Origin of the sequence: Flavobacterium sp. XN-5 (genome assembly GCF_008033395.2) — a bacterium.
Taxonomy (GTDB): Bacteria; Bacteroidota; Bacteroidia; order Flavobacteriales; family Flavobacteriaceae; genus Flavobacterium; species Flavobacterium hiemivividum.
In genome coordinates this window covers 553,439-566,069 of record NZ_VOGZ02000001.1, presented here as the reverse complement: position 1 = coordinate 566,069, position 12,631 = coordinate 553,439, and the positions used below count along the sequence as shown (strand labels likewise).

The window sequence follows — 12,631 nt, the reverse complement described above, 5'->3', positions numbered from 1 at the left end:
TGACTGACGTATTTTTGTTCAAAATAAAAAAACACTCTTTTGAAAACAAATTTTAAACAGATTAAAGAGAAGGTAATTGAATCCATCTTGATGCTAAGTAGCGCTGCTACTAGTATTACGGTGATTTTAATTATCTTTTTTCTATTTATAGAAGGTGCTGGAGTTTTTACCAAAAAACCAATAGAGAAGGGTTTTTTATTGGCAGTAAATAATTCTAATCCAGTAAGTAAATTAGATCCATCGCAAATAAAAGACATTTTTGATCAAAAAATTACAAACTGGAGTGCCCTTGGCGGGAAAGATGTGCCTATCGTTTTGTTTAGAAGTGGAGACATCACAGACTATTATTCAGAAGAAGAGCTGGGTGAGAATTTTGTGAATTTCCCCGATAAAATAAACGAACTTATTGCAAACACGCCTGGAATTATAGCGTTTTTTTCAGATAAGTATGTAAATGAAGAGTTTAAAGGAAAAGAACTTGATATAAATAAAATCACTGTTTATAAATTCTTATCTGATGAAGAATGGTTTCCGACGGCAGAACCTGTTGCACAAATGGGAGTTAAGCCATTAATTTACGGTACCTTATGGGTAAGTTTAGGAGCTATACTTTTGGCTTTGCCAATAGCATTGGCTGCAGCGATCTATTTAAGTGAAATTGCAAAGAAGAGAACTCGTAATTTATTAAAGCCACTTATCGAACTTTTAGCCGGAATTCCGTCTGTAGTTTATGGTTTCTTCGGCCTAGTGGTTATTGTTCCATTAATTCAAGATCTTTTTAATCTGCCTGTGGGTGAAACTGCTTTAGCAGGAAGTGTGGTTCTTGCAATCATGGCTTTGCCTACTATTATCACTATTTCTGAAGATGCAATGCGCAACACGCCACGGGCGATGAAAGAAGCAAGTTTGGCTTTAGGTGCATCCCATTGGCAAACGATATATAAAGTAGTAATTCCGTACTCTGCATCTGGGATAACAGCTGGAGCCATTTTAGGAATTGGACGCGCTATTGGTGAAACCATGGCCGTTTTAATGGTAACTGGAAATGCTGCAGTAATTCCGAGTTCCTTTTTAGCGCCTATTCGAACAATTCCCGCAACTATTGCAGCAGAATTAGGTGAGGCGCCAAACGGTGGACTCCACTATGAAGCATTATTCGCATTGGGATGTATTCTTTTCATAATCACTTTTGGGATCAATATGTTAGTAGAAGTGGTTACCAATAGAAACTCACAAAAAAAACACTAAAATGAGTACTGAAAATAATTTAGCAAAGAAAAAAAGAAGAAGTCAAAATATTGCCTTTGGGATTTTTACAGCGACTAGCTATGCTATTGTGGGACTTCTATTTGTAATATTGGCTTTTATAGTTATTAATGGAATTGGAGTTATCAGCTGGGAATTCATCAGCGCCATGCCTGAAAACGGAATGACCGAAGGTGGAATTTTCCCCGCTATTGTAGGAACACTTTGTTTGGTATTGGTAAGTATGGTATTTGCATTTCCAGTTGGTGTGCTTGCAGCGATTTACATGAATGAATATGTAAAGGATGGTTGGCCCAAAAAAATCATTAAGCAAATGACAAATAACCTTGCGGGAGTTCCATCGATTGTATTTGGACTTTTCGGGATGGCATTATTTGTGAATAAGTTGGAATTTGGAGATTCGATTTTAGCCGGTGGATTGACATTAGGTTTATTAGTTCTTCCGGTTATTATTCGAACAACAGAAGAATCTTTGAAAGCAGTCGATGATACCTTTAGACAAGCAAGTTTAGGGTTGGGAGCAAGTAAGTGGGAAACCACGAGTAAAATTGTTTTCCCAATCGCATTTCCTAATATTATTACAGGATTAATATTATCCATAGGAAGAGTTTCTGGTGAAACTGCGCCAATTTTATTTACCGTAGCTGCTTATTTTTTACCTAAATTGCCTACTTCTATTTTTGATCAGGCGATGGCTTTACCTTACCATTTATATGTAATCGCAACCAGCGGTACTAATATTGAAAAATCAAGAGCAATGGCTTATGGTACGGCACTTATCTTAATTATTATTGTATTAATTTCTAATTTATTGGCGAATGCACTTCGTAAATATTATGGAAAAAAAGTAAAAATGAACTAATATGCATAAAATAGAATCAAATAACGTAAATTTTTACTACGGAGAAAATCATGCTTTGCGCGATATTTCTTTATCAATGAAGGAAAATACGGTTACCGCATTAATTGGGCCATCAGGTTGTGGGAAGTCAACTTACCTGCGTTTATTAAATAGAATGAACGACCTTATAGACGGTACTAAAATGACCGGAAATATTGCTATTGATGGAGTAGATATTTACGCAAAAAATACTAATGTTGATAATTTACGCAAAAACGTAGGCATGGTTTTTCAAAAGCCAAACCCTTTCCCAAAGACCATTTTTGAGAATGTAGCTTATGGACTGCGAGTTAACGGAATTACCGATAAAAATGAAATTGAAGAGCGTGTTATTACTACTATTGAGCAAGTGGCGCTTTGGGATGAGGTAAAAGACAAACTGAAAAAATCAGCTTTTGAACTTTCTGGAGGACAGCAACAAAGGTTGTGTATCGCTCGTGCATTGGCAATAAAACCATCGATTTTATTGATGGATGAGCCAACATCAGCATTAGATCCAATATCTACTTCGAAAATTGAAGAGCTTATTTATGAGCTAAAAAATAAATATACTATTGTGATCGTAACGCACAATATGCAACAAGCTGGTCGTGTAAGTGATACTACTGCTTTTTTCTACATGGGAGAGTTGATAGAATACGACAAAACAAAAACTATTTTTACAAAACCTGCTATCAAGCAAACGGAGGATTATATAACAGGAAGATTCGGATAGAAATGATTATGAATTGTATCAATAATCGATTAACTTTAAATCTTCAAATCTTTAGATAAAATGGCATCACACTTAGAAACAGAACTAGGGAAACTTAGAATGATTATAATAAAAATTGGGAGTCTGGCTGAAAGTCAGGTCGCTGAAGCTGTTAAGGCAGTACTTTCAGAGCCCGTTTTAGAAAGTAAAGAAGTAAAGAAAACTGAAAATAAAATTGATAAACTTGATGTAAAAATTGACGATATCTGTCAAAGTGTTTTCGCTTTGCAACAGCCTGTCGCATCCGACTTGCGTTTTATCATCTCAGCAATGCAAATAAGCAGGGAGATAGAAAGAATTGGCGATTTATCGATGAGTATTATCAAACTGACGAAAAGCATTAAGGAGAAACATGAGCTAATCTCAAAATTTGAAATAGCTGATATTGTTAGGGGAGTGGAAGATATCACAATTCAAACAAATGCGTGTTTCCAGAATATGGATGAAACTGCAATTGAAGAAATTTTTAAGCTGAACAGAGATATTAAAAGTAAAAGCAGTGATGCGATCGATAATATTATTAGTGAAATGAAAAGTAACTCTAAAACAGTTGGCTCTGGAACCAGTTTAATTATTGCTTTAAAACACTTCGAAAGAATTGCAGATCACAGTACAAACGTAGCCGAATCAGTGTATTTTATGATTAATGCAAAGACTATTAAGCACGAAAAATTTTCAGATAAAAAATAACGAAGCAAACTATTTAATTAGAAAGCTGGTTTTTATATCAATAATGATGTGAAAGCCAGCTTTTTCTTTGGTAGTATAATTTTTTAAATTTCGAAAACTTCAAATAATTTTTCCCAATCAGGAGTGTTTTCAAAGTCGGCGAACCCTGAATTTTGTTTTGTTTCAATCAAGTCTTCGATTTTAAAATCATCTTGTTCTGAAAATGGAGCGATGCCGTCTTTCTTTAGCTTTCTAGCCAAGTATATTTGTTCATATTGCCCCGGAGTGGGGATGAAAAACGCTTTTTTACCAAGCTTTGCCAAATCCATAATTGTTGTATATCCTGAACGGGCCAGAACGAGACTACTTTCGTTAAAAGTTTGCTCGAGCTGCAGGCTGGTCATAAAGTTGAAATAAGTAATGTTTTCTATCTTTTCTTTTTCTTGCTCTTCTTCCACTATTCCTTTTATGAACACGACCTTGCCTTCATAGTGCTGTAACTCGGTTTTTAAGATGGATTCTAGCATTCCTCGTTGCGGATCTGGACCGGAGAGAACGATCATTAAATCATATTGTTTTGCAGCGTCTTTCTCGTGCATCCTGCTTAATGGGCCTAAATATTTAGGGGTAAAGGCTAGCTCTTTCGAATGACTTAATTCTCCCGCTAAATTTGGTTCTCCCGCGACATCAGGAACCCAGCATTCTGTAAATTTTTTAATGCTATTTTGATGTAGTTTGCTAGTTAGCCAAGTCGTGCTTCCGGACATCACATTCAGTTGATGCGTTATATAAACAGAAGGAATATTTTCATTAAAAACACCCAATCTATTATCTGAGATTATTCCGTCGATTTTGTATTTTTTAATCCATGAAGCGACCATTTTTTTTTCACTCCAAATTGCTTTCAGCATTTTCGGAGTATTTAGTACCGTCTTCCATTTAAAATCACTCCCTTTTTTAGAATATTCGATTTGGTAGGAAGGCAATTCGACGGTTTGCACATCAGGAAATTCTTTACGTAACATGGCAAGTGCAATTCCGTCAGAAGCAATAATCGGGATGTAATCGCTCTCTTGTAACGCCTTAATTATCGGAATACAACGCGTTGCATGACCCAAGCCCCAATTTAATGGAGCAACCAAAATGTTTTTCGAAACCTTGTTCACTTCCTTCTGTAGGGACATGGTTGTTTTTTTTAGGGAAAGATACACAAACTACCCTTTTGAAAAGAGATACGCTGCAGTATCAATACTTTGAAATTAGTATTCGAATTAAAAATAAGCTCTCAATTGTACATTGCCAGTATGAATGGCTTGACTTGTTTCGCTTTTTCTACCTTGATAATTAAAATTAATGTCTAGGAATTGGGTAATGTTTTTTTGCAACAGCAATCTCCAAGTGATGTTCTGACCCGTTTGTAAACCTTCCAACATTTGAAATCCAACGGCAGAAAATTCATTACCAATATATTTATTCTGATAAAAGGAAACCTCACCATTCATTGTGATTTTATTCTCGCCAGCGTATGAAAAGGAAGTTCCAAGACGGTTTTGAAGTAATTTTTCGAAATCCCCAATTTGGTTTTCTTTGTTTTGCAATTCGTAAAAAACATCCCAACTGGTGTTTTTCGAAAATAGGTAACTGATTTTTGGCGCCAGCTGATAACCTGAGATTGTGTAATTATTTTCTGGAAAATTTTCGGAGATTATAGCTGTTTGAATCGTTTTTGCGGAAGCGCCAAACAACCAAATTTTCTTATGCATATGAGAATATTGGAACTGATTTGAGCTATTTGTGGTCTCCTGTGATCCTATGGAAAGTAAATTTTTCGTTTGATTTTCTATATAAGTGTAGGTGACGGAGTGCTTTTGTTTTCCTCTGTTGTAAAACAAACTATTTCTAAAACTAGAATTCAATCCCAATACATTTTCTTGTGAGGAATTAAAAGGATTCAGCTCGAAATTGCCGCCTTCATTTTTTGTTTTTCTATCAATAATAAAAGAAGTTTGATTGTAAAAAAACGAACTAAATTTTTTAAATCCGGTTTCGTTTTGCCATTGAGTTGGATTCAAAATAATCGATTGCGAGAATTTTGTCTGATGCGTTTTTATATAAACTCGATTTGGTAAATATACTCTAATATATTTCGCCTGATCAATAAATGGCGCCACTTCAAATTCCTGGAGTTCCTGAATTCCGTTTGCATTGTAATCATTCCAAGTGTAAATGCCCTGTCCCGTGGGCACTTCGAGATAAGTAAATTCCTGCTGCGGTAGAGTCCCAGAATTGGTTTCATAAGCTGTTGTTCCTTGAATCAGCTGATTGAAAAAACGGTCGTTATATACGATTCTCGAATTCAGCGAAGGCTCTTTTCGCTTCGAAGCATCCTCAAAATCCAATACCCGATAATTAGTATAAACCGACAAATCACTTTTTGCCGTCTGAAGTAATTTTGATTTCAAATAGTAAGTTTGAGAATTATTTACCCTTTGCAATACGCCATTTTGAATACTGTCATTGCTTCGTCTTAACAAACCTAGTTCAACATAAACCTTTGTGCTATCACCTCGACCTGCAAACAATCCATATTCAGAAAAGCGCTGACTTAGATTCGAAAATTGATTTGTTTCTTTGTTTTTTTCTTGGTTGTCTTCATAACGTTGGCTGCTTCCAATCCAATTTTTATCAAAGTGAAACCGAATTTGAGATTGATTTCTAATAAAATTCGAAGAGCTGAGTGCGCTGTCGCTTTTTAAATAACTTCCCTGATTTTTAAAACTCCAGTTTTTTAAATTAAAATACCCGTTTAGAATATGTCTGTTTCCGGAAAAGCTTTCAGAGAAATCTAGTTTTTCAAATTGGTATTTTAAGATTCCCTTGTTAATAAGATTATAGTTGGGATTTAGGTTAAAATTCAAGCCTGAAACCAATAGACTTTGATTGCCAAATACTGTTGTTCCCAAATTCCAATCCCTATCAAATTCAATGGTGTAAAGCCGTTCGACGGTTCTGAATTCTTTTTGCGTAAATTGATAATTAGCAAAAGCATCGACGATCCATTTTTTCGAATACAACCTTTGTTGAGCATTTATTTTTGTACTTATTCCTTGATTATTTGAATCGTCAATAGCCGAAAAAAGATTAGCATCGTTATTACTAACCGCGATTTCAAAATCAACAGCCGTTTTCTCTGATGGAGAATACTTTCCTAAAAGCGTAGCCACTTGAATTTTAGTAGGGGCCACAAGCTGGATTGTAGGAGCATAATTTCCTTGCGGAATAGCATTTATTGGTTCAATGTATTCGTAAATTCTACTGATACTGGCTGCATTTTTCAAGATGTAATTTCCTTTGTTAGGTCCTACTAAACTAAATCTTACATTGAATAACTCTTCCTGAGAGTCATTTGAATATTCGAAAATTTCAGCGGCATTTAGGATCATTTTTCGATAAAGCACTTTATTGTCAGAGAAAGAATCTGGATAAGCTGATGGAGCGACCATCAACTCTTGATTATCTCCAGCGTCAATAAGAATTTGCGCTTGATCTTTAGTAAGGTTTTGCTGTAAAGGTTGGTTTTTAATGTCATTTTCAGAATAGATATAACTTCCAAAAGTCCATTTTTCATTTTGATGCGTTGCACCCGCATAAGTCACAAATCGCGTATAATTCCGATCGGAATATTGGTATTCAATAGCGATACGCATTTCTGAAGTTATGGTAAACAAGGGAGTGAATGTGATTTCGCCAGCATTGTAGTCGATAGTGTAATCATTATTCTCGCCTCTTTCTAATAGCAATCCGTTTACGTAAACGCGTTCTGAGCCAGAGATTACAAGTACATATAATTCGCCATTTTGACCTTTTAATTTATAGGGTCCTTGGCTTCCTTCGACTCCAGTGAAATTACTTTTGGCATATTGTCCTTTAACTAATGCTACGGAGGCAAAAACATTCGTTTTATTTTTCGGTGTTCCAAAATCAAAATTTGCGGAAAGCCCCTGAACCTTTTTATTAAAGTTTAAAAACTGGCTGCTGTGGTTTTCTAGAAAGAGATCTCCTGCTCGTATAGCCCATTTATCGCTGAAAAGTTCCATGAAAATGTTGTCAAACTGGTCTAGTTTCTGTGAATAGCCGCCGTCTTGTAACGGAATATTACTGTCTTGCAATGAGGCTCGCAAACTAACCTTATCTGATAATTTTCCTGTGATTTGCAAATCTAAATTTGAATTTAGAACCGTATTTTGGTTATTACCTATGGTTACTCCGCGGGTAATGCTTCCTGAAGTAGTCAAGCCATCAAAAGGGATGTTTTTCTCAGTAGATTTCGTGTTTACTTGATATAATTTATCCGAATTTATATCGTTGCTAACTACCTTGCTAGGATCGTAGATACGGTATTCCTTGGTTAAAAAATCAGGGAATTTCAAGTACTGTACCGTTATAGAATCAGATGCAAGTAGAAGCTTTTTTTTTAAGAGTAAAGTTCCTTTTAGAAAATCTATTGTATATAAAGTGCTGTCTATCGCTCTGCTATTGGCGTCAAGCAATTTAAAAAAAGAAGTATTTAGGCTTTCATTTTCAAGGCGAATAGTGTCTCTGGAAACTGGAATTTTCTTGGTTGTGTATAATGAATTGTTTTCCTGGGCATATAGCCCAGAAAAACAAATAATCATTAGCAAAACCAATACTTTTTGTGCCATAAAGAGAATAACTTCTATAGTTCAAAAGTAGTGTATTCTATATAACTATGAGCAATGGTGTTTTAAAGCAGGCAACGAGAATTAAACTCTTACTCGACAGTTACAATTTGCATTGTTTCAGTACTAATCTGTTTTAAAACTACTTTTTTACCTTGTTCCACCGTTTGTGCAGCCGAATCGTTAAAATGCCTAATGGTGTATAAAGTTACGTCTGGTGTATAATCGACTTTGAATTTCTTAGATAAAATAGCATTTAGTTCGTTGAAATTATCAAATTTATCTTCGACGCATACAGAGAAGCTAATTGCAGTATTTTGAATTAAATTCACCTTTAGTTTAAATTGATGGAATAAAGAAAATATCTCGCTGATGTTCTCTTCCATGATAAATGAAAAATCGATAGAAGAAAGTGAAATCAACAACTGGTTTCTTTTAACGATGAAGCACGGTAAATAGGGCTCTAGATTCACGCCTTTTGAAACGCTTGTTCCTTTTAGTAAAGGATTTATAAAAGATTTTACATACAAAGGAATTTCCTTTTTTTGTAGAGGTTGTAAAGTTTTTGGGTGGATCACTGTTGCTCCATAAAACGCTAATTCAATAGCTTCACGATACGAAATTTGGTTCAGCAAACTAGCATTTTCAAAGTAACGCGGATCAGCATTCATCACTCCAGGGACGTCTTTCCAGATGGTTACACTTTCAGCATTTAAACAGTAAGCGAAAATTGCCGCTGTATAATCTGATCCTTCACGTCCTAATGTTGTTGTAAAATTGTTTTCATTGGAACCCAGGAATCCTTGGGTAATATTCAACATTTTTCTTTTTACGTTTTTCGAAATGTTCTTGTGGGTAAGATCCCAATCTACTGTTGCATCTCTATAGTTAGAATCGGTTTTGATGAAGTTTCTAACATCAATCCATTCTGTTTTTATCCCCATATGATTCATGAAATGAGCAAGAATAGTTGTCGAAATCAACTCTCCATAGCTCACAACTTGGTCATAAACAAAATCATAATTAGGGGATTTGTTATGTGATAAAAAATATTCTAGTTCAACAAAATGTGCTTGTACAGCTTTGAAAACTGGGTTTTTATCATCTTCGAACAAATCTAAAAGGACTTGATTGTGGTACTTTTTTACTTCTTGAACTGAGGATTTTAGAGCTGAGGACTTCTCAAAATAGTCTTTTATCACTACTTCGAGGGCATTAGTGGTTTTTCCCATTGCAGAAACTACCAATAAAACATCCTCATAACCTACCTTTTGTAAAACGTCATACACATTTTTAATTCCCTCAGCATCTTTTACGGATGCACCTCCAAATTTGAATACTCTCATAATAATAAAAATTCCAACATTATAAATTCCAACATTATAAATTCCAACCTTTAATTTTTAACCTTATTTTCTTAATTTATTGTCAACAAAATCGTTGATTGCTTCTTCATCCATTTGTGCCAAATACCAGTTTTTATAAACTGAAGCTCCTGATTTTTCGTAAAAATCGATCGCTGGTGTATTCCAGTCTAGTACATGCCAGTCAATTCTTCGTACATTATCTCTTTTTCCTTGTTTGATAATTTCAGAATATAAAGCATAACCAACTCCTGTGCCACGCATTTTATCTTTTACAACTAGGTCTTCTAGATGTATTATTTTTCCCTTCCAAGTAGAGTAGCGATAATAATACAAAGCAATACCTACAACTTCCGATTCAACTTCAGCTACAAAAACATTAAATAAGGGATTAGCACCAAAACCATCTCGAACTAAATCATCAACAGTTACTAAAACGGCATCAGGTTCCTTTTCGAAATCAGCTAATTCTTGAATTAATGCGAGAACGGCGGTCATGTCTTCTGGGATTCCTTTTCTAATAATCATAAATTCGTGTTTTAAAAGTTAAAAACTTAAAATAAAGCTTTTTCAACCTATAATTTAGCTGTTTTATGAGCAAATATACAATACTGATAAACTAAGTAAATTTTATTCAATTCATTTTCACAAAAAAAACGATATTTGTGACTTCAAATTAACTACAACGATTTCGTAATGAAAGAACGCAACAAGACCTTAGGGGAATTTATCATTGAAAACCAAAATGCCTTTCAATATTCGTCAGGTGAATTATCCAGAATTATAAATTCGATTCGATTAGCTGCTAAGGTAGTCAACTACAAAGTGAATAAAGCGGGGCTTGTTGATATAGTGGGAGCGGCCGGAGAACAAAATATTCAAGGGGAAGACCAGCAGAAACTCGATGTTTATGCCAATGAAGTTTTTATTCAAACATTAATAAATCGTGAAATTGTATGTGGAATAGCATCTGAAGAAAATGATGATTTTATTACTGTTGAAGGGAGTGATAATAGCCACAATAATAAATACGTTGTATTAATGGATCCACTCGACGGATCATCAAATATAGATGTAAACGTATCTGTAGGCACTATTTTTTCTGTTTATAGAAGAGTAACGCCAATAGGTTCACCTGTAACTTTAGAGGACTTTTTACAACCAGGTACGAGTCAAGTTGCTGCTGGCTACGTCATTTATGGAACTTCTACCATGATTGTTTATACAACTGGGCATGGTGTAAATGGCTTTACATTAAACCCTGCAATTGGAACATTTTATTTATCACATCCTAATATGCAGTTTTCTGAAGATGGAAATATATATTCCATCAATGAAGGTAATTATGTTCATTTTCCACAAGGGGTTAAAGATTACATTAAATACTGCCAATTAGAAGAAGGAGATAGACCGTACACATCCCGTTATATAGGAAGTCTAGTTTCTGACATTCATAGAAATATGATCAAAGGCGGAATCTATATTTATCCAACAAGCTCTAAAGCGCCGAAAGGGAAATTGCGTTTGTTGTACGAATGTAATCCAATGGCTTTCATTGTAGAGCAAGCAGGCGGAAAAGCATCAGATGGATTCAATAGAATAATGGAATTACAGCCTAAAGAACTTCATGAAAGAGTTCCTTTTTTCTGTGGAAGCTATAATATGGTAGAGAAAGCAGAGGAGTTTATGCACCAAGCGAAACTAAGTAAGTACTAAAATAATAAATAAGAGCCCTAAAATTATTAGGGCTCTTTATATTTTAAAGGTGTTTTTCCATTTCTGAAACGAAATCATCACTATCTACATTCTTATCAACTAATAAAAGTGCATTAGCTACAACTAGGTCTACGTTTTCTGGAGTAAAACCAATTCCTAATGAAAGTTTTTTCAACATAACTTCTTGGTTGTCTCCTAAAACGTGGTCAACCCGCACTATTCTAGCTAAGTCGTACAAACGCTCCAGTCTCATTGAATTTAAGTATGGAGGATTGATTGGGTATTTTGAAGGGTTTTCTAAAATCTCTTCGTATTCTGCAGAAGAAATTTCTAGCCTAATGGCTAATTTGTCTAAAAACTCTTTTTCTTCAGGGGCAAAAACCCCATCGGCTAACGCTAATCTCACAATAGAAGAAAAGTGACCTTTGTTTCTTTGTTTGAATTCGCTATCAAATAAATCTGAAAATGACATAATTAATTGTGTTTTTTATGTTACAAATATAAATCAAATTTTAAACTATTAATTTAATTTCGTTTTAAATTTTATTTTATCATAATTGGGTTTATTTATCGAAATATAAACATAGGTTTTAAGTTTTGGATTCCACCATTTTCAAAATAAATCGTAAGTTTACAATCCCTTAATCAACAATAATAAGAATACCTATGTCAGAATTTTTGATTTATTTCCAAATAGGATTGAAACACGTTTTGGATATCAACGCTTACGATCATGTTTTGTTTTTAATGGCTTTGGCTGTTCCGTTTTCTTTTAAAGATTGGCAGAGAATTGTAGTTCTAGTAACGCTTTTTACAATAGGACACACAGTAGCGTTATTACTTTCTGTATTAGAAATTATTGTAATTAAGGCAAATGTCGTGGAATTGTTGATTCCTATCACTATATTAATTACTGCTTTCTATAACCTATTTACTGCTGGAAAAACAAGCAAAAAAGATGGCTTGAATCTGATATTTTTTGTCACGCTTTTTTTCGGAATTATTCATGGATTAGGATTTTCTAATTATTTTAAGGCTATCCTTGGTGGTAGCACGACATCAAAATTATTGCCTTTGGGCGAATTTGCCTTAGGAATTGAAGCAGCACAAATTATTGTCGTTTTTATAGTTTTGATGCTGTCGTATTTTGTTCAAACGGTTTTTAGATTTTCTAAAAGGGATTGGACCTTGGTAATGTCAGCATTTATAATTGGAGTAGTATTGCCAATGATAATTGAAAATGAAATTTGGATTAGATAAA

The 12,631-nt window shown here is 34.5% G+C and carries 11 protein-coding genes; 6 read left to right on the top strand and 5 right to left on the bottom strand.

Translation table 11 applies throughout. The annotated features are described in order from the left end of the window. The first annotated feature begins 39 nt into the window (after window positions 1-39). Genes pstC through phoU form a run of 4 tightly spaced genes read left to right on the top strand, consistent with a single transcriptional unit; the run spans window position 40 to window position 3,611 of the window. A complete protein-coding gene (pstC, locus tag FQU23_RS02525; protein ID WP_209282308.1) occupies window positions 40-1,248 on the top strand; it encodes a phosphate ABC transporter permease subunit PstC in 1,209 nt (402 codons plus the stop codon). A 1-nt stretch (window position 1,249) separates the two neighbouring features. Further along, window positions 1,250-2,128, top strand: coding sequence for a phosphate ABC transporter permease PstA (gene pstA / locus FQU23_RS02520; protein ID WP_147672442.1), 879 nt, complete (start codon window positions 1,250-1,252; stop codon window positions 2,126-2,128). Window position 2,129: 1 nt separating this feature from the next. After that, window positions 2,130-2,882: a phosphate ABC transporter ATP-binding protein PstB gene (pstB, locus tag FQU23_RS02515; RefSeq protein WP_132108826.1), complete on the top strand. Its 753-nt coding sequence runs from the start codon at window positions 2,130-2,132 to the stop codon at window positions 2,880-2,882. Between the two features lie 60 nt (window positions 2,883-2,942). Beyond that, window positions 2,943-3,611, top strand: coding sequence for a phosphate signaling complex protein PhoU (gene phoU, locus FQU23_RS02510; RefSeq protein ID WP_132108824.1), 669 nt, complete (start codon window positions 2,943-2,945; stop codon window positions 3,609-3,611). An 83-nt stretch (window positions 3,612-3,694) separates the two neighbouring features. On the opposite strand, the gene FQU23_RS02505 is transcribed toward phoU, so the two are convergent. The 4 genes from FQU23_RS02505 to FQU23_RS02490 all read right to left on the bottom strand — a co-directional run bounded on the left by FQU23_RS02505 (window position 3,695) and on the right by FQU23_RS02490 (window position 10,182). After that, the gene (locus FQU23_RS02505) at window positions 3,695-4,774 is read right to left on the bottom strand and encodes a glycosyltransferase (RefSeq protein WP_147672441.1); all 1,080 of its coding nucleotides are present in this window, start codon (window positions 4,772-4,774) and stop codon (window positions 3,695-3,697) included. Between the two features lie 87 nt (window positions 4,775-4,861). Beyond that, window positions 4,862-8,293, bottom strand: coding sequence for a hypothetical protein (locus FQU23_RS02500; RefSeq protein ID WP_147672440.1), 3,432 nt, complete (start codon window positions 8,291-8,293; stop codon window positions 4,862-4,864). A gap of 89 nt (window positions 8,294-8,382) precedes the next feature. Continuing rightward, window positions 8,383-9,636 carry an aspartate kinase gene (locus FQU23_RS02495; protein WP_147672439.1) on the bottom strand — a complete coding sequence of 418 codons (1,254 nt, stop codon included), beginning with the start codon at window positions 9,634-9,636 and terminating at the stop codon, window positions 8,383-8,385. A 63-nt stretch (window positions 9,637-9,699) separates the two neighbouring features. Further along, window positions 9,700-10,182, bottom strand: coding sequence for a GNAT family N-acetyltransferase (locus FQU23_RS02490; RefSeq protein ID WP_147672438.1), 483 nt, complete (start codon window positions 10,180-10,182; stop codon window positions 9,700-9,702). 168 nt (window positions 10,183-10,350) lie between these two features. Between FQU23_RS02490 and fbp the strand changes: the two genes are divergently transcribed. Next, window positions 10,351-11,370: a class 1 fructose-bisphosphatase gene (gene fbp, locus FQU23_RS02485; protein ID WP_147672437.1), complete on the top strand. Its 1,020-nt coding sequence runs from the start codon at window positions 10,351-10,353 to the stop codon at window positions 11,368-11,370. 43 nt (window positions 11,371-11,413) lie between these two features. Here fbp and FQU23_RS02480 read toward each other — a convergent pair whose 3' ends face one another. Continuing rightward, on the bottom strand, window positions 11,414-11,842 hold the full coding sequence (locus FQU23_RS02480) for a TerB family tellurite resistance protein (RefSeq protein WP_147672436.1): 429 nt from the start codon (window positions 11,840-11,842) through the stop codon (window positions 11,414-11,416). Between the two features lie 194 nt (window positions 11,843-12,036). Here FQU23_RS02480 and FQU23_RS02475 point away from each other — a divergent pair, with 194 nt between their 5' ends. Continuing rightward, on the top strand, window positions 12,037-12,630 hold the full coding sequence (locus FQU23_RS02475; RefSeq protein ID WP_147672435.1) for a HupE/UreJ family protein: 594 nt from the start codon (window positions 12,037-12,039) through the stop codon (window positions 12,628-12,630). Window position 12,631: the final 1 nt, after the last annotated feature.